The sequence below is a fragment of the Streptosporangium sp. NPDC023615 genome, from assembly GCF_040640155.1.
In the GTDB taxonomy this organism is placed as follows: domain Bacteria; phylum Actinomycetota; class Actinomycetes; order Streptosporangiales; family Streptosporangiaceae; genus Streptosporangium.
The window spans coordinates 137,333-159,852 of record NZ_JBFABE010000004.1 but is presented as its reverse complement, the minus strand read 5'-3'; the positions used below and the strand labels follow the sequence as shown (position 1 = coordinate 159,852).

22 protein-coding genes, 2 tRNA genes and 1 other RNA gene are annotated in these 22,520 nt (G+C 72.1%); 12 read left to right on the top strand and 13 right to left on the bottom strand.

Going from position 1 to position 22,520, the window contains the following annotated elements:
* Positions 1 to 6 precede the first annotated feature (6 nt).
* From AB0G16_RS04920 to AB0G16_RS04910, 3 genes are read right to left on the bottom strand one after another with little or no spacing between them, the layout of a single operon-like run.
* The gene (locus AB0G16_RS04920) at positions 7 to 540 is read right to left on the bottom strand and encodes a DUF5063 domain-containing protein (protein ID WP_362798681.1); all 534 of its coding nucleotides are present in this window, start codon (positions 538 to 540) and stop codon (positions 7 to 9) included.
* Positions 533 to 1,132 (bottom strand): recombination mediator RecR, encoded by a 600-nt coding sequence (gene recR / locus AB0G16_RS04915; protein WP_344892578.1) that lies wholly within the window; start codon positions 1,130 to 1,132, stop codon positions 533 to 535. The genes AB0G16_RS04920 and recR overlap by 8 nt, the downstream gene beginning before the upstream one ends.
* A gap of 3 nt (positions 1,133 to 1,135) precedes the next feature.
* Positions 1,136 to 1,489, bottom strand: coding sequence for a YbaB/EbfC family nucleoid-associated protein (locus AB0G16_RS04910; RefSeq protein WP_362798963.1), 354 nt, complete (start codon positions 1,487 to 1,489; stop codon positions 1,136 to 1,138).
* A gap of 349 nt (positions 1,490 to 1,838) precedes the next feature.
* Here AB0G16_RS04910 and AB0G16_RS04905 point away from each other — a divergent pair, with 349 nt between their 5' ends.
* Positions 1,839 to 3,395, top strand: a complete 1,557-nt coding sequence (locus AB0G16_RS04905) for a GAF domain-containing protein (protein WP_362798676.1) — start codon at positions 1,839 to 1,841, stop codon at positions 3,393 to 3,395.
* 68 nt (positions 3,396 to 3,463) lie between these two features.
* Here the strand turns inward: AB0G16_RS04905 and AB0G16_RS04900 are convergent, their stop codons facing one another.
* Together AB0G16_RS04900 and ffs are read right to left on the bottom strand one after the other, a co-directional pair.
* Entirely contained in the window at positions 3,464 to 5,839 is a 2,376-nt protein-coding gene (locus AB0G16_RS04900) for a DNA polymerase III subunit gamma and tau (RefSeq protein WP_362798673.1), read from the bottom strand.
* A gap of 31 nt (positions 5,840 to 5,870) precedes the next feature.
* An RNA gene (gene ffs, locus AB0G16_RS04895) (signal recognition particle sRNA small type) lies at positions 5,871 to 5,966 on the bottom strand.
* 82 nt (positions 5,967 to 6,048) lie between these two features.
* Here ffs and AB0G16_RS04890 point away from each other — a divergent pair.
* From AB0G16_RS04890 to AB0G16_RS04880, 3 genes are all read left to right on the top strand, one after another.
* Positions 6,049 to 6,137, top strand: a tRNA-Ser gene (locus AB0G16_RS04890).
* A 513-nt stretch (positions 6,138 to 6,650) separates the two neighbouring features.
* Positions 6,651 to 7,517: a neutral zinc metallopeptidase gene (locus AB0G16_RS04885; RefSeq protein ID WP_362798670.1), complete on the top strand. Its 867-nt coding sequence runs from the start codon at positions 6,651 to 6,653 to the stop codon at positions 7,515 to 7,517.
* Positions 7,518 to 7,738: 221 nt separating this feature from the next.
* The gene (locus tag AB0G16_RS04880) at positions 7,739 to 8,041 is read left to right on the top strand and encodes a type II toxin-antitoxin system VapB family antitoxin (RefSeq protein WP_362798667.1); all 303 of its coding nucleotides are present in this window, start codon (positions 7,739 to 7,741) and stop codon (positions 8,039 to 8,041) included.
* Positions 8,042 to 8,090: 49 nt separating this feature from the next.
* On the opposite strand, the gene AB0G16_RS04875 is transcribed toward AB0G16_RS04880, so the two are convergent.
* From AB0G16_RS04875 to AB0G16_RS04855, 5 genes are all read right to left on the bottom strand, one after another.
* Positions 8,091 to 9,398, bottom strand: coding sequence for a UDP-glucose/GDP-mannose dehydrogenase family protein (locus AB0G16_RS04875; protein WP_362798961.1), 1,308 nt, complete (start codon positions 9,396 to 9,398; stop codon positions 8,091 to 8,093).
* 164 nt (positions 9,399 to 9,562) lie between these two features.
* Positions 9,563 to 9,652: transfer RNA gene (locus AB0G16_RS04870), tRNA-Ser, on the bottom strand.
* 24 nt (positions 9,653 to 9,676) lie between these two features.
* Positions 9,677 to 10,120 carry a tRNA adenosine(34) deaminase TadA gene (gene tadA / locus AB0G16_RS04865; RefSeq protein WP_362798664.1) on the bottom strand — a complete coding sequence of 148 codons (444 nt, stop codon included), beginning with the start codon at positions 10,118 to 10,120 and terminating at the stop codon, positions 9,677 to 9,679.
* 26 nt (positions 10,121 to 10,146) lie between these two features.
* Positions 10,147 to 10,638, bottom strand: coding sequence for a tRNA adenosine deaminase-associated protein (locus AB0G16_RS04860; RefSeq protein WP_362798661.1), 492 nt, complete (start codon positions 10,636 to 10,638; stop codon positions 10,147 to 10,149).
* Positions 10,639 to 10,654: 16 nt separating this feature from the next.
* Positions 10,655 to 11,164 carry a tRNA adenosine deaminase-associated protein gene (locus AB0G16_RS04855; protein WP_362798659.1) on the bottom strand — a complete coding sequence of 170 codons (510 nt, stop codon included), beginning with the start codon at positions 11,162 to 11,164 and terminating at the stop codon, positions 10,655 to 10,657.
* Between the two features lie 178 nt (positions 11,165 to 11,342).
* On the opposite strand from AB0G16_RS04855, the gene upp reads away from it, so the two are divergent.
* The 5 genes from upp (at position 11,343) to AB0G16_RS04830 (ending at position 15,833) form a co-directional block, all read left to right on the top strand.
* Positions 11,343 to 11,981, top strand: coding sequence for a uracil phosphoribosyltransferase (gene upp / locus AB0G16_RS04850; protein ID WP_362798656.1), 639 nt, complete (start codon positions 11,343 to 11,345; stop codon positions 11,979 to 11,981).
* A 376-nt stretch (positions 11,982 to 12,357) separates the two neighbouring features.
* On the top strand, positions 12,358 to 12,588 hold the full coding sequence (locus tag AB0G16_RS04845) for a hypothetical protein (protein ID WP_344892548.1): 231 nt from the start codon (positions 12,358 to 12,360) through the stop codon (positions 12,586 to 12,588).
* Between the two features lie 400 nt (positions 12,589 to 12,988).
* Positions 12,989 to 13,519: a PH domain-containing protein gene (locus AB0G16_RS04840; protein ID WP_362798653.1), complete on the top strand. Its 531-nt coding sequence runs from the start codon at positions 12,989 to 12,991 to the stop codon at positions 13,517 to 13,519.
* Between the two features lie 157 nt (positions 13,520 to 13,676).
* Positions 13,677 to 15,023, top strand: coding sequence for a helix-turn-helix transcriptional regulator (locus AB0G16_RS04835; protein WP_362798650.1), 1,347 nt, complete (start codon positions 13,677 to 13,679; stop codon positions 15,021 to 15,023).
* A gap of 108 nt (positions 15,024 to 15,131) precedes the next feature.
* The gene (locus AB0G16_RS04830; protein WP_362798647.1) at positions 15,132 to 15,833 is read left to right on the top strand and encodes a FadR/GntR family transcriptional regulator; all 702 of its coding nucleotides are present in this window, start codon (positions 15,132 to 15,134) and stop codon (positions 15,831 to 15,833) included.
* 268 nt (positions 15,834 to 16,101) lie between these two features.
* Here the strand turns inward: AB0G16_RS04830 and dnaN are convergent, their stop codons facing one another.
* The 3 genes from dnaN to AB0G16_RS04815 form a co-directional block, all read right to left on the bottom strand.
* On the bottom strand, positions 16,102 to 17,202 hold the full coding sequence (gene dnaN, locus AB0G16_RS04825; RefSeq protein ID WP_362798644.1) for a DNA polymerase III subunit beta: 1,101 nt from the start codon (positions 17,200 to 17,202) through the stop codon (positions 16,102 to 16,104).
* A gap of 179 nt (positions 17,203 to 17,381) precedes the next feature.
* Positions 17,382 to 18,041 carry a response regulator transcription factor gene (locus tag AB0G16_RS04820; protein ID WP_362798958.1) on the bottom strand — a complete coding sequence of 220 codons (660 nt, stop codon included), beginning with the start codon at positions 18,039 to 18,041 and terminating at the stop codon, positions 17,382 to 17,384.
* Positions 18,038 to 19,570, bottom strand: coding sequence for a histidine kinase (locus AB0G16_RS04815; RefSeq protein WP_362798641.1), 1,533 nt, complete (start codon positions 19,568 to 19,570; stop codon positions 18,038 to 18,040). The genes AB0G16_RS04820 and AB0G16_RS04815 overlap by 4 nt, the downstream gene beginning before the upstream one ends.
* A 153-nt stretch (positions 19,571 to 19,723) precedes the next feature.
* On the opposite strand from AB0G16_RS04815, the gene AB0G16_RS04810 reads away from it, so the two are divergent.
* From AB0G16_RS04810 to AB0G16_RS04800, 3 genes are all read left to right on the top strand, one after another.
* A complete protein-coding gene (locus AB0G16_RS04810; RefSeq protein ID WP_362798638.1) occupies positions 19,724 to 20,620 on the top strand; it encodes an ABC transporter ATP-binding protein in 897 nt (298 codons plus the stop codon).
* Positions 20,620 to 21,354 (top strand): ABC transporter permease, encoded by a 735-nt coding sequence (locus tag AB0G16_RS04805; protein WP_362798635.1) that lies wholly within the window; start codon positions 20,620 to 20,622, stop codon positions 21,352 to 21,354. Before AB0G16_RS04810 ends, AB0G16_RS04805 begins: the two co-directional genes overlap by 1 nt.
* A 340-nt stretch (positions 21,355 to 21,694) precedes the next feature.
* Positions 21,695 to 22,414: a metallophosphoesterase gene (locus AB0G16_RS04800; protein ID WP_362798632.1), complete on the top strand. Its 720-nt coding sequence runs from the start codon at positions 21,695 to 21,697 to the stop codon at positions 22,412 to 22,414.
* The last annotated feature ends 106 nt before the right edge of the window (positions 22,415 to 22,520 follow it).

Sequence of the window (22,520 nt, the reverse complement as noted above, 5' to 3'; positions counted from 1 at the left end):
GGACGATCACACGGTTGTGCGCTCCTCGGCCACGTCCAGACGGGTATGAGCGACAAGCGCCTGAAGCGCCCGCATCGCCGCCCCGGCGTGGTTGCCCCAGGTGTTGAAGTAGGAGTACTGCCACCACCACAGGGCCTCCAGCGGCCGGCCGGCCTTGTAGTGCCGCAGGCCGTGCAGGAGGTCGGCCGCCACCGCCGTCAGGTCGTCGGAGAGGCGGTAGGGGGTGACCACGGTGTCCTTGTACGGGTCGAAGACCTCGGCGTAGTCGTCGACCGGCCCCAGCCGCTCGGCGAGCGCCGTGCGGACGGCGTCGACGTCCGGGTCCTCGCCCAGGTGCGGCTCCCAGTTGCCCGACAGGATGACGTCCCGGCTCGCCCCGAGCTGTGCCCCGGCCGAGCAGACCTGCCCCACCTCGACCAGCAGCAGCGACAGGATGGCGTCACCGCCCTCGCCGCCCGCCAGGCGGGTCAGGCCGTCGATGTAGTTCTCCGCGTGCTCCGCGATCCGCTCCGCGAGAGCGCTCCAGGGGTCGTCAGACATCCAGGAGCCTCCTTCCTTCGAACGCGCGGCCCAAGGTGACCTCGTCGGCGTACTCGAGGTCACCGCCTACCGGCAGACCGCTGGCCAGTCGTGTCACTTTCAGTCCCATCGGCTTGACCAGACGGGCGAGGTAGGTGGCCGTCGCCTCCCCCTCCAGGTTCGGATCGGTGGCGAGGATCAGCTCGGTGACCTGGCCGTCCGCCAGGCGGGTCATGAGGTCCCGGATGTTCAGGTCGTCGGGGCCGATGCCGTCGATCGGGCTGATCGCCCCGCCGAGCACGTGGTAGCGACCCCGGAACTCGCGGGTCTTCTCGATCGCCACCACGTCCTTGGACTCCTCGACGACGCAGATCACGTGGAGATCGCGCCTGGTGTCGCGGCAGATCCGGCACTCCTCCTCGGCCGCGACGTTGCCGCAGACCCGGCAGAAGCGGACCTTGTCCTTGACCTCGAGCAGGGCGTGCGCGAGCCGCTTCACGTCGGCCGGCTCCGCGGCCAGCAGGTGGAACGCGATGCGCTGCGCGCTCTTGGGACCGACGCCCGGCAGCATGCCGAGCTCGTCGATCAGGTTCTGGACGACCCCCTCGTACATGACCTAGAACCCGGGAAGCTGGCCGAGCCCGCTCCCGCCGCCCAGCCCCTGAGCCAGGGGACCGAGCTTCTCCTGCTGAAGGTCGGCCGCGGCGCGCACGGCGTCCCGGATCGCGGCGATGACCAGGTCGGCGATGGTCTCGGCCGTCTCCTGCGGATCGCCGGGGTCGACGGCCTCGGGGCTGATCTTGAGTTCGAGCAGCTCGCCCCCGCCGTTGACGGTGGCCACGACCAGGCCACCGCCCGCGGTCCCCTGGACCTCCGCGTCGTTCAACTCCTGCTGGGCGCTCACAAGCTGCTGCTGCATGAGCTGTGCCTGCTCCAGCAGCTGCTGCAGGTTGACATCCCCTGGGTTCACCGTGGTGTGCTCCTCGTCCGTGGCATCGGTCGTCACGAGCCTACGGGGTCCGGGCCGGGTGTTGCACTGGAGCCCGCACGCCTGCCCGGGGAACGGGACTTAAACCCCTGCCGGGCCCCGGTCCCCCCTCCAGACGCCCGGGACCCGACATCGCACGCGCCGGAGCGGCCGCACACGGCGGCGTGCCGTCAGAAGGTAACCCGGCGCACGTTGCACACACGTTGCGATCGTTCACTCACCCTTCGCACGCCCGGTTCGGCCGAACCGGTTGCGGGCGGGTGCCCGAGCGCCGATGCTTCGGCCATCGGCTTGTCCCGAGGGGGGCCATCGGTTTGTTCCAGGGGGATACGTGGGCGACGGCCATCTGAGAGCTGTCCAGAGGGCCGATCCCGACTCCTACGCGCTGCGGTTGCGGCGCCTGCACGAGGCGGCGGTCGGCGGACCGTCCGCGGTCGGCGGACCGTCCGCGGGCGAGGGGGCGGTACGGCGGCGAGAGCGGGAACCGGAGGGGGCGGGCGGCGTGGCGGGTGATCGGCCCAGGGGGGTCATCTCCGCCTCCTGGCGGCGCTGTCTGGCGGCCGGCGTCGACCCCGAGGCCGGGTCGGCACCCCCCGCCTTCGCGGGCGAGGACATCCGGGAGGTGCGTTCCGCCCATCCGATGAGCAGGCTGCTGCCGGTCATCACCGAGACCCTCCTGGAGGCCGTCGAGGCCGACGACCAGATCCTGCTCGTCACCGACGCCGCCGGCAGGGTGCTCTGGCGCGACGGGAGCCACCGGGCGATGGGACACGCCGACGAGGTGGGGCTGGCCGACGGCTTCGACTGGAGCGAGGCCGCGATCGGCACCAACGGCCCGGGCACCGCGCTCGCGTCCCGGCGTCCCCTCTACGTCTTCTCGGCCGAGCACCTGGTCAGGGCGCTGCACGTCTGGTCCTGCTCGGCCGCGCCGATCGTCGACCCCGACAGCGGCGAACCGCTGGGCTGCGTCGACGTCAGCGCCATGACGCGGATCATGAGCCCGGCGAGCGTCGCCCTCGTCGAGGCCGCCGCCCGGCTGGCCGAGGACCGCCTCACGCTGCACATGCTCGAACGCGACCAGCGGTTCAGGCACCGTCACGAGGGGCGGCTGAGCGCGTTGCGCGGCGAGCCCGGGGCACTGGTCACCACGACCGGGCGGATCGTCGCCGGTGACGACGCGCTGCGCTGGGCGGGCCGTCGCGTCCCGCTGCCGGAGACGGGTGACCGGGTGCTGCTGCCCGACGGGCGTGGCGCCTTCCTGGAGGCGCTCGGCGAGGACGGCTTCCTGCTGCGCCTGGTGGGCCGGGCGCGCGCTCCCGTGCTCACCCTGTCCTTCCTCGGCGCCGACCATCCCTCGGCGTACCTGGACGGGGCGCGCCTGCCGCTCTCCCCGCGCCACGCCGAGATCCTCGCGATGCTCGCCCTCAACCCCGGGGGGATGACGGCCGCCCAGCTCTCCTTCCACCTGTACGGCGACGCCGGGAACCCGGTGACCGTCCGCGCCGAGATCCACCGGCTCCGGGCGCGGCTCAGAGGCGCCGTCGCGACCCGGCCCTACCGCCTGACCTGCGCGGTCGAGGCGGATTTCGTGGAGCTCAAGCGGTTGCTCACGGCCGGCGAGACCGTCGCGGTCGCGCGCGCCTACCGCGGCCCCCTGCTGCCGCGCTCGGAGGCGCCCGCGCTGCGCCGTGAACGCGAGGAGCTGGAGGGTCAGGTACGGGCCCGCCTGCTGTGCCGGGACGATCCCGAGGCCCTGTGGGCGTACGCCGGGACCGAACACGGCAGGCACGACGTCCAGGTCCTGGAGCGCCTCGTCGCCGTGCTGCCCCGCCACGACCATCGCGCGGTGGCCGCCCGGGTCCGCATCGGCGACGCGGACCCGCCCTGACGTCGGCCCGCCCGGCGCTGGGAACGCGGCTGCCGGCCCCGCCGGGTCCGGCGCCGCGTTCCGGGACGTCAGGTGTGGTCGATCTCCTCGATGATCTGACCGCCGAGCTCGCGCTGGATGAGGGCCATGCCGCTGAGCGCGTCGACGTCGGCGTCCGCGTCGTTCAGCGGGTCGACCTCGTCGGCGTCGGGGGCGGCGCCACGCGAGGCACGACCGGGAACGGCGTCCGGCCAGGCGGCGGCCTTGGCACCGTTCCTGGCCGGCGCCCTGGGGCCGGTCTGCGCCGCCGCCTTGGCGGCCGAACGGGCGGCGGCCAGCCCGGGACTCGGCGGGGGAGGCGAACCGGGATCCTCCGGCATCGGCTCGTCCGGCCAGGACTCGTCCGTGGGGGGAGAGACCGGCCGGGCGGACGTCCCCCTTCCCGCCGCGGGTGCGGGCGGTGCCGCCGGGGACGCCGCGGAGGCGGCCGGGGGACCGGGAACGGTGGAGGCAGGAGCGGCGGGGGTGGCGGGGGTGGCGGGGGTGGGGTCACGTGGCGGTGCCTGCGGCACCTGCGACGTCTGGGGTGTCGAGGGCCGGGACGCGGGCTCCTGGGGCGCGGCGGGCTGGGGGCCGGCCGGCCGGCGCGGAGCCGGGGACCGTCCCCCGGCCGACGGGGCCGGACCGCCGCCGACGACGGCCTCGACCCTCCACGTACCGCCGAGGACCTCCTGGAGGACCTCGGCGACGACCGCGTCCTTGCCTCCGCCGGTGAAGTTCCTCATGGCGCCGACCTGGGCGAACCCCAGGGTGACGATGTTGCCCTCGACCCCGGCGATCTGGGCGTTGGTGTTGACGTTGGCCCACACGACGATGCTGCGCCGTTTGAGCGCGGCGAGCACCTGGGGCCACGCCTGCTGCACCGTTCCCGCACCGGGGTCCGCCGCACCGGCGCCGGGGACCGAGCCACCGGTGGCGGGCGGCGCGTCCCCGCCGGGGGGGACGCCCGTCACCGGGCCGGCGGGGTGCCGGCCGGGAGACCCGGCCTGCCGCTCCTGGCCGGGCGCGCCGGGCCTGACCGCCTCGGGCCAGTCGTCGTCGCGGACGGCGGCCCCCTCGGCGGAGGCGGGCGCCGTCCCGGCGGCCTGGTCGCGCGGGACGGCCGGAGGCGCCGCGGAAGCCGCGGGAGCCGCGGGAGCCGCGGACGGCTGCGCCTGGGACGGCGGCGCCTGGACCGCTGGAGTCGGTGCCACGGGCGTGGCCCGCGAAGCCGCGGGCGCGGGGGACCGGGGGGGCGCGGGGGCGGCGATCCCGCCCTGTTCCAGCCGTTCCAGGCGGGTGAGCAGCGCGGCCTCGCCCTGGGCCGCTCCGGGGAGCAGGATCCTGGCGCACATGAGTTCGAGCAGCAGCCGGGGCGAGGCGGCCCCGCGCATCTCGGTCAGGCCCGCGTTGAGGATCTCCGCGGCGCGGGTCAGCTCGGCCGGGCCCATCGAGGCCGCCTGCGTCTGGAGGCGTTCCAGCTCGTCGGCGGGCCTGTCGAGCAGCCCGCTGCCGGCCGCCTCGGGCACGTTGGCCAGGATCACCAGGTCGCGGAAGCGCTCCAGCAGATCCATGGCGAAGCGGCGTGGGTCGTGGCCGCCCTCGATCACCCGGTTCACCACCTGGAACGCCTGGGCGCCGTCCCGGGCGGCGAAGGCCTCGACCGCCTCGTCGAGCAGGTCGCCGTCGGTGTAGCCGAGCAGCGAGACCGCGCCCGCGTAGGTGATGCCCGCCTCGCCGGAACCGGCGTAGAGCTGGTCGAGGATCGACAGCGAGTCGCGGGCCGAACCCGCGCCGGCCCGCACCACCAGCGGGAGCGCGGCGGGCTCGAAGGCGACCTTCTCGGAGGTGAGGATCTCCTCCATGAGCGCGCGCAGCGCGGCCGGCGGGATCAGCCGGAACGGGTAGTGGTGGGTCCGGGACTTGATCGTCCCGATGACCTTCTCCGGCTCTGTGGTCGCGAAGACGAACTTCAGGTGCGGCGGGGGTTCCTCGACGAGCTTGAGCAGCGCGTTGAAACCCTCCCGGGTCACCATGTGCGCCTCGTCGATGATGTAGATCTTGAAACGTGACGACACCGGGGCGAAGAAGGCCCGCTCGCGCAGGTCGCGCGCGTCGTCCACGCCTCCGTGCGAGGCGGCGTCGATCTCGATGACGTCGAGGTGGCCGGGGCCGGTGGGGGCCAGGGCCACGCAGGACTCGCACTGCCCGCAGGGGTCGGGGGTCGGGCCCTTCTCGCAGTTCAGCGAACGGGCGAGAATGCGCGCGCTGGACGTCTTGCCGCACCCGCGGGGTCCGCTGAACAGGTAGGCGTGGTTGATCCGCCCGCTGCGCAGAGCCTGGCGCAGCGGCTCGGTGACGTGTTCCTGGCCCTTGACCTCGGCGAAGGTCCCGGGCCGGTACTTGCGGTACAGCGCAAGACTCATGCGGCGATCCCACCTGCGAGGGGCCTGTAAACGAAGAGACCCCTCGCACACCCGCCAGAGCCCGCTTATCCTTGCTGCCTTCCGGCCCTGGGGAGGTTCACAGGATGACGCCGCGCGAGGGGTCGGCCCCCAGTCTAACCTCAGATTCGAGTGGTCGGTGTCGGAAATCAGTGGTCCGCGCACTTCGAAAGTTGGGTAAGCTTCTCGACGGAGGATTCGCCTAGTTGGCCTAGGGCGCACGCTTGGAAAGCGTGTTGGGGGCAACCCCTCAGGAGTTCGAATCTCCTATCCTCCGCCACGGTTACCAGCCGTAACGCGAAAGCCCGCTCCGTCCCGGAGCGGGCTTTCGCGCGTCCGGGGCTCGTCGCGAACCCCTGTGCGCGAGGTCCGGCCCGGTTCCCGGGCCGCGGTTCGGGTCCCGGCCCGGGTCGTGGTCCGGGTCGTGGTCCGGGTCCCGGTGCGGCGCAGATGCCCCCGCGCGGTCGACTCAGGGTGTCCTCGGCCCTGAGCGGGCCGTCCTCGACCACGAGATCCCGGCCCTCGATCGTCCATCGACCACATGACGTCGCGATCGTGTCGTGCCGCCCCTCTCGCCGTCTCGCGCCGGGCGGTGCGGTCAGGGCGACGCTCCGGTGCGCCTCCGGATCCGGGCCACCTCGCCGCGGGCTCGGCGTACCGAATTATGTGGCTTTAGGGACTAAAGCCTACAAAAGGGTACGTAACACACCAGCTCACTCGCTCCCTGTCCGGCATGTCAGGTCCTTCTCGGGGCAGGGGAAGCGCCCCAAGCGGATCGAAGGGACGTCGGGCGATGGATTTCAAGGATGGCGCCCAGCTGGACAGCTCACAGGTCGAGAGTCGCGGCCGGGGCAGGATTCCCGGCGGCGGCCTGGCCGTCGGCGGAGGCGCGGCCGGCATCATCGCGCTCATCGTGGCACTGGTGTTCGGGGTCGACCTCGGAGGCGTCACCGGCGGCGGTGGCGGCGAACCCGCGGCCGTGGGCCCGAGTTCCGACCTCTCCGCCCAGTGCAAGACCGGGCAGGACGCCGACCAGAACGAGGAGTGCCGGGTGGTCGGCGTGGTCAACAGCATCCAGGAGTACTGGCCCAAGGCGATCCAGGGGTACGAACCGGCCAAGACCGTCATGTTCTCCGGACAGGTGAGCACCGCCTGCGGTGACGCCGACTCCGCGGTCGGGCCCTTCTACTGCCCGGCTGACCGCCAGGTCTACCTCGACCTCAGCTTCTTCAAGGAGCTGGAGAGCAAGTTCGGCGCGAAGGGCGGCCCGTTCGCCCAGGCGTACGTCATCGGGCACGAGTACGGCCACCACGTGCAGAACCTGCTCGGCACGAACGCCAAGGCCCAGCGGGGCGACCAGCAGGGGCCGGAGAGCGCCTCGGTCCGGCTGGAGCTGCAGGCGGACTGCTACGCGGGAGCCTGGGCCAAGAACGCCTACGAGACCGGCCTGTTCGAGAAGCCGTTCACGAAGACGGACATCGAGGAGGCGCTGAGCGCCGCGTCGGCCGTGGGCGACGACAGCATCCAGCAGCGCACCCAGGGCCGGGTGAACCCCGAGGGTTTCACCCACGGGACCTCGGCGCAGCGCGTCAAGTGGTTCACCACCGGCTACGAGACTGGAAAGCCCGCCCAGTGTGACACCTTCGCCGGCTCGATCTGATCCCGGCGGCCCGGCCGGCCGGGCCGCCGCCCCGGCCGGGCCCCGCGACCGACTCCCGACTCCCGAATCTCCGGGCTCCGGGCTCAGCGTGCCAGGCGGTTCACCCGCCGTCACGGGAGCACGGGCCCGGCCGGGGACCGGAGCGTCACCGGGGACCCCTCCGAGCTGGGACGGGACGGGTGACCGGGCGAACGGCGGGATTCTCTCCTAAACTACGTACTGTGATCTTCAAGCTGATCGGCGATGAACGGCCCTATCCCGCGCACGGCCTCTCGCACCGCGAGTGGGCGCAGATACCGCCCCGGCAGGTCCGGCTCGACACGTTGATCACCACGAAAGCGGTGCTCGACCTGCACTCCCTGCTCGCCAAGGACTCCACGTTCTACGGCGACCTGTTCCCGCACGTGGTGCAGTGGCGCGGCGAACTGTACCTGGAGGACGGCCTGCACCGCGCCCTGCGCTCGGCCCTGCACCAGCGCTCGGTCCTGCACGCGCGGGTCCTGGAAATGCCCGAGCAGGGCTGACCGCCCACCCCGTACCGAAGACCGGGGCCCAGGACCCGCTCCCGTTCCGCTACCCGCGGCCGATCCGGTGCAGTGTCCAGTACGCGTCGTGCCACCGGGGCTCGTCCAGCGCCCCCCGCGCGTCGATCACGACCCGCTCGGCCACGGCGGCACCGACCGCCACGGGGTCGACGGCGCGGAACTCCGGCCAGGCCGTCACGACCACCAGCGCGTCCGCCCCGGCCGCGGCCTCCAGGGCGTCACCGGCGTAGCCGATCTCAGGGTGGGCGGCCCTGGCGTTGTCCAGCGCCATCGGGTCGTAGACGGTGACCACCGCCCCCTGGGCGTGCAGGCGGACGGCGACGTCGAGCGCGGGCGAGTCACGGATGTCGTCGGTGCCGACCTTGAAGGCGGCCCCCCACAGCGTCACGTTCTTCCCGGACAGGTCTCCGCCGCACGCCTTGCGGACGGCCTCGACGACCCGCTGCCGCCGTCCCGCGTTGATCCGGTCGACGGTGGTCAGCAGGCCCACGGCCGATTCCGCGCCGAGCTGTCCCGCGCGGGCGGCGAAGGCGCGGGTGTCCTTCGGCAGGCACCCCCCGCCGTACCCGATGCCGGCGTCCAGGAAGGCGCGGCCGATCCGCGGGTCCAGCCCGATCGCGTCGGCGAGCTGGGCGACGTCGGCGCCCGCGGCCTCGCACAGGTCGGCCACCGCGTTGATGAAGGAGATCTTCGTGGCCAGGAAGGCGTTGGCCGCCCCCTTGACGAGCTCGCACGTGGCCGGGTCGGTGAAGATCAGCGGCACCCCGGCGTCGGTGATCGGCCGGTACGCCGCGCGGATCGTCTCCTCGGCCCAGGCCGAGGTCACCCCGGCCACGATCCTGTCCGGGCGCAGCGTGTCGGTCACCGCGTGGCCCTCCCGCAGGAACTCCGGGTTCCAGGCGACCTCGACGTCCCGGCCGGCCGGGGCGAGTTCGCGCGCCAGCTCCTGGACGGCCGCCGTGGTCCCGACCGAGACGGTGGACTTGCCGACGATCAGGCACGGCCGGCGCAGGTGCGGCGCGAGCGCGGACACCGCCGCCCACACCTGTGACAGGTCGTAGTCGTCGCGGTCGGCCATGCCGGGGGTGGCGACCCCGAGGAAGTGCGTCTCGCCGAACGCGCCGGCCTCGGCGAACGAGGTCGTGAACCGGAGCCGGCCGCTCGCCACGTGCCTGGCGAGCAGGTCGTCCAGCTCGGGCTCGTGGAACCAGGCGCGCCCCGACCGCAGGATGTCGATCTTGCCGGGGTCGATGTCCACGCCGATCACCTCGTGGCCGATCTCCGCCATGGAGGCCGCGTGCGCCGCGCCCAGATGGCCGCACCCGATCACGGTCATTCGCACGTGCTCATTCCTTTCCTGCGGGAGGTACGGCGACAGGCCCGGGACGGGGTCGTCGACGCCACCCCCGGGATCCTCTGACCGCGAGGAGGTCCTGCCCGCGAGAAGGTCCTGATATGCGAAGAGCCTCCGCCCTGCTCACGCAGGTCGAAGGCTCTCGGTGGCGGTGGAGGTGGGATTTGAACCCACGGATAGGTTGCCCCATCACACGCTTTCGAGGCGTGCGCCCTCGGCCACTAGGCGACTCCACCGCGGAGCAGCCTACCGGATAACCGCTATTGCTCGCGCATCCGGCGAGCGGTGAAGAATTCCGTGAGAACCGCCGCGCACTCTTCGGCCAGGACTCCGCCGACGACCTCGGGGCGGTGGTTGAGGCGGCGGTCCCGCAGGACGTCCCAGAGCGACCCGGCCGCGCCGCCCCTGGCGTCCTCGGCGCCGTAGACCACGCGGTCGACCCGGGCCAGCACGGCGGCCCCCGCGCACATGGTGCAGGGCTCCAGCGTGACCACCAGCGTGCAACCGTTCAGCCGCCACTGCCCGCGCAGGCGCGCGGCCCGCCGCAGCGCGAGGATCTCGGCGTGCGCGGTGGGATCGGCGGAGGCCTCCCTGTCGTTGCCCGCGCCCGCGAGCAGCGTGCCGTCCGGTCCGACGACGACCGCGCCGACGGGCACCTCGCCCCGGGTCCCCGCCTCTGCCGCCCGCTCCAGGGCGAGCCTCATCTCCCGTACGAAACCGGCCGGCGCCGTCACCGCAGCCGGTCGAGCTCGTCCGCGAAGGCCAGCCGCTCGGCGATCACCGAGAGCGTGTCCCCGGGGAGCGCGCCCTCCTCCATGCTGAGCTCGACGAGCTCGTCGGAGCTCAGGCCGAGGTCCTCCAGGAGCTCGAAGTCACCCCCCGGCCGCACGCCCAGGTCGGGGGTGTCCTTGTCGACGGCCACCCCGGCGAGCTCGGTCAGCAGCTCACCCAGGCCGTCGGACAGGCCCGCGTTGACGTCGGACAGGAACGCGCGCGGCTCCAGGTCTCCCTGGTAGCGGACGACCGCGAACCACTCGTCCTCCACCTCCACGCAGAGCAGCGCCAGCTCGTCGCCGGTGAGCCCCAGGTGCTCCTGGACGGCGTCGCCGAGGTCGTCGACGAGTTCCGCCTCGCCGAGGTCGACCTCCGCGCCGTTCCAGCCGTCCGCCGTACGGACGAAGGCTGCGGAGAACACACTGTTGCCGGATGGTGTGGAGGGCATGGCCGATCTCCCGGGTTCAACCGAACACAGAGTCGATGGCGCGCTCGAACGGCTCGGAGAACCCGAGCCGCGCGGCGATGCTGGACAGGACGTCCTCGGGCAGGAGGTCGATGTCCCCGGACAGGATGCCGAGCTCCATCTCGTCGAGCCCCAGGTCCGCGAAGATCGACAGGTCTCCCGCGGGGAGCGCCGTCTCCTCGTCCTGGAGGATCGCGTCGAGCTCGTCCTCGTCGGGGACCGGCACGTCGAGGTACTCCAGCGCCTGCTGGGCGAGCGGGAAGTCCCAGGACGCGGCGATGTCGGAGAGGAAGACCTCGACCCTCTCGCCGAACACCCGTAGCGCCACGAAGAACTCATCCCCAACGGCGACCAGGCCAATCGTGCCGCTCATGCTCGGCTGCTGGCGCAGGGCGTGGATGAGGCCCTCGAGGTCGGAGGTGAGCGCCACCGGGAGCATCTCCGCCTCCCAGCGGTCGTCCTCCCGGTAGATCACGATGGCAAAGTCCAGCGAGTCTTCGTCTGACATGGCCATCCCCACCGAATGCTTTCTCTACGGAGGTCAATGCTTTCAGAAGCGGGACGCCGACGTGTGCCTCTCCGACCAAATTGTGATCAAATCCGAGTGAGCGGGTGATGTCGATCGGGTGCCCGGCCGGGGTACCCGGCTCATCGCGGGCCGGCGGGCCAGGATACCTTTGGCCACCATGGAAACCCTGGTCGTCGACCATCCCCTGGTGGCCCACAAGCTGACCGCGCTGCGAGACGTCACCACGGACTCCCCCACGTTCCGGCGCCTGGCCGACGAACTGGTCACCCTGCTGGCCTACGAGGCGACCCGGCAGGTCCGCGTCACCGAGCTGACCGTTCAGACCCCGGTGGCCCCGGCCACGGGAGTGCGGCTGGCGCAGCCCTATCCCCTGGTGGTCCCGATCCTGCGGGCGGGGCTGGGGATGCTGGAGGGCATGACCCGCCTGCTGCCCACGGCGGAGGTCGGCTTCCTCGGGATGATCCGCGACGAGTCCACGCTCCAGGCGCAGACCTACGCCACCCGGCTGCCCGAGGACCTCTCCGGACGCCAGGTGTACGTGCTGGACCCGATGCTGGCCACCGGCGGCACCCTGGCCGCCGCGATCCGGTTCCTCTTCGACCGGGGCGCCGACGACGTGACCGCGCTCTGCCTGCTGGCCGCCCCCGAGGGCATCGCCCACCTCGACGAGGCCCTCGCCGACGCCGGCAGGCCGGTCCGCCTGGTGACCGCGGCCCTGGACGAGCGGCTCAACGAGCACGGCTACATCGTCCCCGGGCTGGGCGACGCCGGGGACCGCCTCTACGGCGTGGTCTGACCCGCCCTCCCGCGTCCCCGCGTCCTCCCCTTCCCGGGTCCTGACGACCCGGCGCGGACCGAAGCACCCCCGCCGCCTCCCCGGCACGGACCGGCGCGCCCTTGCGTGCCCGAGCCCGCGCGGACCGGCGCGCGCCGGCTCCCGGACCGACGCCGACCTCGTGATCGGGGAGAGGCCTCACCGCGCCGATCCGGCGGCGCGCGCCCGCCCGCGCCACGGCGTGTTGACGTTTCCGGAACCGTTCCTTTCCCCTGATGGACGGTTCCTCTACCGCTCGATGGTTACACAAGGTCAATGGTCGGGTACGAAGCGTGGCGAAGACATCTCTTCTGTGTCCCCGGTCCGCCGAGGCCGCGGGCGCACACCAGGGAGAACCATGAGCGAGCGAATCATCCCGGCCACCGAGCCGGACCCGTACGCGGACTTCAGCGCCGCGCTCAGGGACGAGTTCTCGAAGATCCATCCGGCCTCCACGGTGACCCGCTGCATAGAGGCGGCTCACTACGGGGCGCTGGAGGTGGTCGGTCACGCCCATCCGGCGCTGGTCGAGCGGATCGCCCGCAAGCACCTCGAGGTCCTCGCGCTGGTCGCGAGCGAGCGCGGGTGACGGCGGGTGACGGCACGTGAGGGCGGGAACGGGGCGCGGGTGACGAGGATCGCGGGCGCGGAGGTCACGGGAGACCGGGACGGACGCGCGGTACGAGGGCGAGGGTCCGGGCGGGTCCCCCAGGGGCCGGTCAGGGGATCGTCGCGGCCGGTCTGAGACCGGATGGGCCGATGCGCTTTACCGCGGCATGGCCCTGGGTAATGTATACGACGGGTGCAGTGGGTGAGTGGTAGTAGGAGGCCAAAGTGCAGGTCAAGAAGGTCCTATCGTATAGCGCTGTCGGTTTCGTGGCATTTTTCCTGTTCACGCGACCAGATGACGCAGCCAACGCCGTGAGGGGCGCCATGGACACGGTTTACACGGCGGCCGATTCATTGGCCCAGTTCGTCTCACATCTCTCATGAGGCTCGTGACCCACGGGGACTCCGCTCCCTCGTCGGTCAACCGCTACCTGCTCCCCCACGAACACCAGGTCATCATGGTGCGGCGTCACCCGGCCGTACTGCTCCGTGCCGTCGCCGAGGTCTTCGGCGGCCTGATCCTCGCCGGGCTGCTGAGCAAGTGGTTCGGCGACTCGGGCGGCGGAGGCGCGCTCGTCGTCGTCTGGTGGGCCTGGCTTCTGCTGCTGATCCGCTTCGTGTGGAAGGTCGCCGAGTGGTCGGTCGACTACTTCGTCGTCACCTCCAAGCGAATGCTGCTCACCACCGGCCTGATCACTCGCAAGGTCGACATGATGCCGCTCGCCAAGGTCACCGACATGAGTTTCCAGCGCTCGGTCCTCGGTCGAATGCTCGGTTATGGAGAGTTCGTTCTGGAGTCGGCCGGTCAGGACCAGGCGCTGTCGAGGGTCAATTACATCCCCTACCCGGAGACGCTCTACCTGGAGGTCTGCCAGATGCTCTTCCCGGGAGGGAATGACTCGGATGATTAAGGGCTTATGTCCTTGATGGCAGTAATGTCCGCGATGACAGTAATACTGGAGATCGCTGACACTTTCTGGTGAGGATTTTTCAGGTGGGGTTACCTGATTCGGTCGCTTCATGCCATCATGGCCAGAACATTGACCATCCCCCGCCCTGAGAGATCAGATGCCGAGTCAGGGAACCATAGGTGACCGCGTCCGCGGCCTGAGACTGAGCAGACGCATGTCCCAGGCTCAGCTCGCCGGGCCCGACCTTTCCGACAGTTATGTCTCCCTCATCGAGTCGGGCAAGCGAACTCCGACCCCTGTGGTCGCGCGCCTGCTGGCCGAACGCCTGGGATGCACCACCGAGTTCTTGCTGCACGGGATCGAACCGCGTCAGCGCATCGACACCGAGCTGGGCCTGCGGCACGCGGAACTGGAACTCCTGCACGGCGACCCGGGTGTCGCGGCGGACCGGTTCGGCGAGATCATCAAGGTCGCCGGCGAGGAGAACGCCATGCTGGCCGCGCACGCGCGGTTCGGCCGGGCCCGCGCACTGGAGCTCCAGGGGCGGCTCGGTCCGGCGGTGGAGGCGTTCGAATGGCTCCGCCGGGAGGCCGTCGCCCACCCGGAACGCCTGGCCGACCTGCCGCTGGCGGTGGCGCTGAGCCGCTGCTACCAGAACGCCGGGGACATGCTGCGCGCCCGGGACCTGGCCGTCCACGCGCTCGCCGAGGTCGAGAGCCTGCCCCTGGCGTACGGGGAGCTGGCCGTCGAGCTGGCCGCCTGCCTGGTGGAGGCGCCGACCGCCGACGAGGCGAGCATGGCCTACGTCCGGCACGTCCTCGCGGTCAACGGCGTCCGGAGGGCGGTCAACCGCTCCGCGGAGATCCACGCCCTCTGGCAGGCGAGTGTCGCCGCCGCCGACGGGGACGACTCGGCCCTGGCCGTACGCCTGGCCGACGACGCGATCGCGACCGGACGCCCGGCACGGATGGCGTCCCAGCTCGCCCTCGTCGCGACGCACTGGGCACGCCAGACCGCCCTCGCGGGCGGGCCGCTCGACGAGGCCGGCCGGCTCGCGACCTGTGCGGGCGAGGTCTTCTCGGCCTTCCCGGAGCGTGCCAGGGAGCACGTCACGAGCCTCATCGTCCTCGCCCGGATACAGCTGGAGTCGGGCGACGCGGCGGGCGCGGCCTCGCTGGCCGGGACCGCCCTCGGCATGCTGGACGGCCGGGGCGGCGCCGTCGCGGCGACCGCGCACCTGGTGCTCGCCCGGATCGCGGCCGACCACGGCCGGGGGGACGTGGCGGGTGCCCTGGACGCCGCCCGGCGGGCCCTGGGAGATCTCCCCTACGAGCTCTCCAGCCCCGATCGGGAGGCGGCGCGGGTCTGGCGTGTCCTCGGTGACCTGTACGGCGAGGTCGGTGCGGACGAGCAGCGCACCGCCGCGTATCGTAGGGCTCTCGAGGCAGCCGGAGTGCGCGAGGCGATGGTGGGCGTGACGGTCGATCGGGCTCTGGTCCGGTAAGCCGGTCTCGTTCGCGCGGTTCCAGATTTGTTCTCGTGCCTCCGGAATAACTAGGGTCTACCAGTCATTGATTCGTAGGATGACCGGTTTCCCAGGAGGAGGCGGACGGTGAGTCTGCGTACTGCGCAGCGAGCATCCCTCGTCGACCAAGTGATCGACCAACTCAAGGAGCAGATCACTTCTGATTCCTGGCCGATGAACGCGAAGATTCCCACCGAGACCGTCCTCGCCGAGCAGCTCGGGGTCGGCCGCAACACCGTCCGCGAGGCGGTGCGGGCGCTGACCCACGCCGGGCTGCTGGAGTGCCGTCAGGGTGACGGCACCTACGTCCGGGCCACCAGCGAGCTGTCGGGGGCCATGCTGCGGCGCCTGCGCACGGCCGAGCAACTGGAGATCCTGGAGGTGCGGCGCGCCCTGGAGGTGGAGGCCGCGAGGCTGGCGGCCACCCGGCGCACCGAGGCCGACATCCTGCTGATCGAGGCGGCGCTGGCCGAGCGGGACAGGGCCTGGGAGCGTGGCGAGCCGAACGCGTTCGTCGAGGCCGACCTGGCCTTCCACATCGCGGTCGTCCGCGCCACGCACAACCTGGTGCTGATCGAGCTGTACGAGGACTTCTCCGCGGCGCTGCGCGCCAGCATCACCGCCGCGGGCACCTCGCTGAGCAGCACCCTGAACACCACCTACATCCCGCACGACGCGATCGCCCGCGCCATCGCGGCCGGCGACGCCGCCGCCGCCGAGCACGCCGGTCACGCGTGCATGGAGCACATCCTGATCGCGCTGACCGAGGAGCAGGAACTCTCCGCCTGACCCTCGACCTCCCCTCCGCCGCCGCGGTGCGGGGCCCTTCCGGTCCCGCGTCCCGGCGGCGGTCGCGTCTTCCCCGCCGGTCACCCGCCGGAGGGGTTCGCCGCCGGCCACACGTTCGCCATCGGTCACGCGTTCACCGCGGAAAACTCGCCTCGGTCAGGTGTTCACCGCCGGAGGGATTCGCCGCCGGTCACGCGTTCGCGGACGGAAGGGCAGGGCGCCTCCCCCTCCCCTGCCGGGAGGAGACGACCGGCGGCGGAGAACGACCTCAGGGCAGGCGCAGCGACATCACGAGGTAGCGGAAGGCCGGGTCGGCGTCACCGGGGACCTCGGTGACGAGCGCGGGCCGGCTCGGTGACTCCATGTTCAGCCGGACGAACTCGGTCTCGACCCCGCTCAGCCCGTCCAGCAGGAACTGGGACTGGAAGGCGATCTGGATGTCGTCGCCGGAGAGCTCGGCGTCGACGACCTCGGTGCCGCGGCCGATGTCCCCGCCCCCCGCCTGGATCAGGACCTGTCCCTGGCCGAAGGAGAGCCGGATCGCGGTGTTGCGCTCGGCGACCAGCGCGACCCGCTTGATCGCGTCGATGAACGGGGCCGTCCGCACGTCGGCCCGGATCGACCAGTCGTCGGTCAGCCGCGCGCGGTAGTCGATGAACTGCTCGTCGAGCAGGCGCACCGTGGTGCTGCGGCCGACGCTCTCGAAACCGGCGATGCCGTCGCCCAGCGCGATCGACACCTCGCCGCCGCGCAGCGACCTGGCCACCTCGACGAGCACCCGCGCGGGCACCATGGCGGCGGCCGTGCCGTCCGGCCGCTCGGGCCGCCAGTCGAACTCCCTGGCCGCGATGCGGTAACGGTCGGTGGCGGCCATGGTCACGCCCTCGCCGGAGATGTCGACCCGGATGCCGGTCAGCATGGGAAGGGTCTCGTCCCGGCTGGCGGCGGGGGCCACCTGATTGACCGCGGTGGCGAAGATCCCGCCGCCGACCGCGCCGATCCTCGGCGGCATCTCCGGGAGGGCGGGGAAGTCCTCGACCGGCATGGTCAGCAGGCCGAACTCGGCGCTTCCGCAGGTCAGGACCGCCTCGGAGCCGTCGGCGACGACCTCCACCGCCTCCCCCGGCAGGCTGCGCGTGATCTCGGCCAGGATCCGGCCCGGGATCAGCGCCCGGCCGGGCTCCGCCACGACCGCCTCGATCGAGACGCGGGCGGAGACGTCGTAGTCGAAGGCGGAGATCACGAGGTCGTCCTCGTCGGCCTCCAGGAGCAGGCCGGACAGGACGGGCAGGGCGGGCCGGTTCGGCAGCGCCCTGGCCACCCAGGCCACCGCGTCGGCCAGGACATCACGGTTAACCCGGAACTTCACCTGATCATCCCTCCGTCCCGAACGGCGATCCCACACGGAAGCCGTACATGCAGCACGTTATCCGCTACCACCGACGAAACGTCAGGGGGCGGGGAGACCGGCCGGGACGCGAAGGCAACGCGGCGGCGGCACAGGGCGGCGGGGGGCGGGGGCGGGACGCGGAGCCGGGCCCGGGACGGTCAGCCGCGGGCGGCGTTGAGGTAGGTCAGGACGGCCAGGACCCTGCGGTTGTCGTCGTCGGAGGGGGCCAGGTCGAGCTTGGCGAAGATCCCGGCCGTGTGCTTGCCGACCGCGCTCTCGCTGAGGAACAGCCGCTGGGAGATGGCCGCGTTGGAGCGGCCCTCGGCCATCAGCTCCAGCACCTCGCGCTCGCGCGGCGTCAGCGCGCCGAGCGGCTCGTGGCGGGCGGTGCTGGCCAGCAGCTTGGCGATCACCTCGGGATCCATCGCGGTGCCCCCGGCGGCGACCCGGCGGACCGCGTCGACGAACTGCTCGGCCTTGAAGACCCGGTCCTTGAGCAGGTAGCCGATCGCGCCGGAGCCGTCGGCCAGCAGCTCGCGCGCGTAGAGCTGCTCGACGTGCTGGGACAGCACCAGCACCGGCAGGCCCGGGACGGCGCGGCGGGCCGTCAGCGCCGCCTGGAGCCCCTCGTCGGTGAACGTGGGCGGCAGGCGCACGTCGACCACGGCGACGTCGGGCCGCAGGTCGAGCAGCGCCCGCAGCAGCTCGGGCCCCGACTCGACGGCGGCGACCACCTCGAACCCGTGCGCCTGGAGCAGGTGGACGAGGCCGTCGCGCAGCAGGTACAGATCCTCGGCGATGACGACTCTGGGGCTCAACACCGGCCCAACCATAGGCGAGTCGGCGCGACCTCGGCCAGACGGTTGCGGCGGGCGTGCTGCAGGGGGATGAGCATGGCCGCGGCGTACATGGTCAGGCCCAGCAGGATGTTGAAGGCGATCAGCGGCCACTGCAGCGGGCCGGGCAGGTAGAGCGCGAGGAACCAGCTACGGTGCTCGATGTCGATGAGCTTCATGACGCCCGCCACCATGCCCTGCGGGAACAGCGGCAGCCAGCCGAGCCCCCAGCCGAGCCCGACGATGACCATCTTTCCGCGCGGCAGGGGCACCTTGCGGTCCCGATGCCTCTCGGCGAGCGCGTTGGGCAGGTCGAAGGTGACGGTGGTCGGGCCGCCCCGGGGGCTGTTGACCGCGAGTACCCCGTCGAAGGCCGCGAGCCTGCGTTCGATGCCGCGCAGGCCGCTCCCCCGGGAGGGGTCGGCGCCTCCCGAGCCGTCGTCGGTGACGACGACGCGCAGCGCGTGGTCGTGCCCGCTGATGTCCACCCACACCCGTTCGGCGCCGCCGTGCCGGGCCGCGTTGGCGAGAAGCTCGCTGATCGAGAAGTAGGCGGCCGACTCCACGGGCGAGTCGGGGCGGGAGGCCAGGTCCACGGTGACCGTGACCTTGAGCGCGCTGTCCAGCGCCAGGGCGCGGACGGCGTCACCGAGGCCGCGCTCGGCCAGCACCGGCGGGTGGATGCCCCTGACCAGGTCGCGCAGCTCGACGAGCGCGGTGGAGGAGGCCTCCTTGACCTTGCCCAGCAGCGCCCTGGCCGCCGCCGGGTCCTTGTCCATGAGCTCCTCGACCGCGCCGAGCGTCATGCCGATCGCCACCAGCCGGGCCTGCGCGCCGTCGTGCAGGTCGCGCTCGATCCGCCGCAGCTCGGACGCCTGGGAGTCGACCGTGGCCAGGCGGGCCTGGTCGAGGCGCTGGATCTGCGCGGTGAGCACCGACTCGGCCGTGGGGGAGAGCAGCAGGAGGTTCCACCAGGCGTACCCGCGCAGCAGGTAGGGGGTCGCGGCCAGTGCCGCGACGGCGGCGCACCCCAGGGCCACCGGCCACGCGGGCGAGTCCTGGGAGCCGGCGGCGAGCACGGCGCATCCGGCCAGCACGAGGGGGAGCAGCAGGAAGGCCGCGGTCAGCGGGCTGAGGAACAGCCACAGACCGTCCCGCCAGGTGGCCGGGTCCCCGACCAGCCACTGCCAGCGGTTGTGCCAGTCGGGCCAGCGACCGGTCTTGTAGAGCTGGCGGTCGTGCCGGTACCAGCCGTCGGGCTGGGGCCGCACCGGCAGCGGCGCCGGCAGGTACGGGGTCGGTACGCCGAGCCCGAGCCACTCGGCGTTCAGGCTCCTGACCTGGTTCGTGCGGCACCTCATCGCCTGGGCCACCGGCGGGAACAGGAAGACCATGCCCAGGCCGAACGCCAGCACGACCCCGGCCAGTGTCAGGGTCACCAGCACCACGTCCGCCAGGGCCATCACTCCCAGCGCCAGTGCCCTGCCGATCGCCACCGCGTACGTTCTCATGTCCCAAGTGTCGGCGATCGGGCCCGGCGTTCCCAGGGGTGCCGCGTGCCGCCCGGGGGTGGGGCTAGCTCCACCCCGGTGGGTCCCTGACCCGACCCGGACGGGTGCCTGGCCCGATTCTCCGCGGCCGGCCGGGCTTCTAGCGTCGTCGTCATGAAGGTCATCGAGGTCAGCGACCTCCGCAAGCGGTACCGCGACCAACTGGCGGTGGACGACGTCTCGTTCACCGTGGACGAGGGCGAGATCTTCGGCGTCCTCGGTCCCAACGGCGCCGGCAAGACGACCACCGTGGAGTGTGTCGCCGGCCTGCGCGTCCCCGACTCCGGAACGGTGAGCGTCCTCGGTGGCCTGAGCGGCATCGAGCTCAAGGAGCGGCTGGGCGTCCAGCTGCAGAGCTCCACCCTGCCGGAGAAGATCAAGGTGTGGGAGGCGCTCGACCTGTACGCGTCCTTCTACCGAGACCCCGCGGACTGGGGGGAGCTGCTGGAGCGGGTCGGGCTCTCCGCCAAGCGCGACACCCCCTACGGCAAGCTCTCCGGCGGCCAGCAGCAACGGCTCTCGATCGCGCTGGCGCTGATCGGCAGGCCCCGCGTGGCGATCCTGGACGAGCTCACCACCGGCCTGGACCCGCAGGCCCGCCGCGACACCTGGGAGCTCATCGAACGGGTCCGCGACAGCGGTGTGACGATCCTGCTGGTCACCCACTTCATGGAGGAGGCCGAACGGCTCTGCGACCGGCTCGCGCTGTTCGACGCGGGACGGGTCGTCGCGGTGGACAGCCCCTCGGGGCTGATCGCCAGGGTCGACGGCCGGCAGACCATCAGGTTCCGGCTCACCGGCCCGCTCGACGAGGCCGTGTTGCGCCGCCTGCCCGAGGTGGCCTCCGTGGGACTCACCGGCGGTCAGGTGACGGTCATCGGCACCGGCGACCTGCTGCTCGCGGTCGCGACCGCCCTGGCGACCGCGGGCGTCACCCCCGTCGACCTGCGCGTGGAGCGGGCCACCCTCGACGACGCCTTCCTGGGCCTGACCGGAAAGAAGATCGCCTGATGAGGAAGATGCTCCTGATCGAGGCCAAGCTCCTGCTGCGGGAGCCGGCCGCCTCGATCTTCTCGATCCTGCTGCCGCTCGCGCTGCTGCTGGGGCTGGGCAGCACCCCGGGGCTGCAGGAGGTCAATCCCGAGATGGGCGGCCAGCGGGGCATCGACACCCAGTTGCCGGCCCTGATGGTGGTCCTGGCCGTGGTGACGATGGCGTTCACCGTCCTGCCGGGAACGCTGGTGAGCTACCGGGAGACCGGTGTGCTGCGCCGGCTGTCCACCACCCCGGTCAACCCGATCCGGCTGCTGGTCGCCCAGGTGGCCAACAACCTCGTGGCGGCGACCATCGCCACCGTCCTGCTCGTCGTCCTCGGCTACCTCGTCCTCGGCACGGCCATGCCGAAGAGCCCGCTGACCTTCGCGGGCGTGTTCGTGCTCGGCACGGCCTCGCTGTTCGGCATGGGACTGCTGATCGCCGCCGTGGCGCCGACCTCCAAGGCCGCCCCCGCCATCGGCTCGCTGCTGATGTTCCCGCTGCTGTTCATGGCCGGTATGTGGGTCCCCCGCGAGCTGATGCCCGACCTGCTGCGCCGCATCGGGGACTTCCTGCCGGTGGCGCCGTTCGCCGACACGCTCCGCGCCACCTGGGCCGGGCAGCCGCCGCAGCCGCTGCACCTGGCGATGATGGCGTTGACCGTCCTGGTCACCGGAGCGCTGGCGACGCGGTTCTTCCGGTGGGAGTGACGGGCGCGGCGTGATCGCGCACCGCCGCGATCGCGTACGCGCGCATGGGACCGCCGCGGTCCGTCCTTTGCAGGGGCGAGGACGGGCCACGGCTGCTTTTCCGAACGCCCTCGTGTCCCGCGCCCCGGTGGCGGGGGCACGAGGGCGTTCGCCGCCGTCGGGACCTCGGCCGGCGGAACACGGCTCGCCGTGTCCGGGGGCGGGCCCGGACCCGGCCCAGATTCGGCCCAGATCCGGGCCGGGTGCGGGCCGGGTGCGGCGCGTCCGCGCCCTCCGTGTCGGATGCCGGACACCGGGGAGATGGATATGTCACTCTTGGGTGATGCTGATCCTGGCCCATGTGAGTGACGTCCACATCGACGGCTCCCCTCGCAGCATCGACAGGACCCGATCCGTCATGCGGCACCTGGAGAACCTTCCCGGTCCCCTGGACGCGGTCCTGGTGACCGGCGACATCGCCGACAACGGTCTGATCGAGGAGTACGAGATCGCGCGCGATCTGCTGACCACGCGCCGTCCGACGCTCATCTGCCCGGGCAACCACGATGTCCGGCCGGCCTTCCGCAAGGTCCTGCTGGACGAGGACGGCGACGGCCCGATCAACCAGGTCCTCCGGCTCAACGGACTCACCGTGGCACTGTGCGACTCCAGCGTCCCGGACCGGCCGGAGGGAGTCCTGGACGACGAGACGATCGGCTGGCTGCACCGCGTTCTCGGCGAGGCGCCGGACACCCCCGCCCTGGTGGGCATGCACCATCCCCCGGTCTCCCTGGGCCTGCCGTACGTCGACGGGATCCGGCTGCGCAACCCGGAGCGGCTGGAGGGAATCATCCGGCAGTATCCCCAGGTGGCGGCCGTCCTGACGGGACACGCCCACACCGCGGCGAGCACCGTCTTCGCGGGCCTGCCGCTCGTGGTCGCGCCCGGTGTCGTCTCCACGCTCCGGCTCGGCCAGGAGATGAACACGCCGATTCCCATCGACTACGACCTTCCGCCGCAGATCGCCCTGCACGTCTTCGACGGCGGCCGTCTCGTCACCCACTTCCGCCCGGTCCTGTGAGATCGGGACGCCCGGCCCCGTGAGATCCCGGGCGGCCGGCCCCGTGAGATGCGGGGTGGGCTGTTCCCTACCCGGCCCGACCGGTCTCTCCCGCCTCGACCGGCCG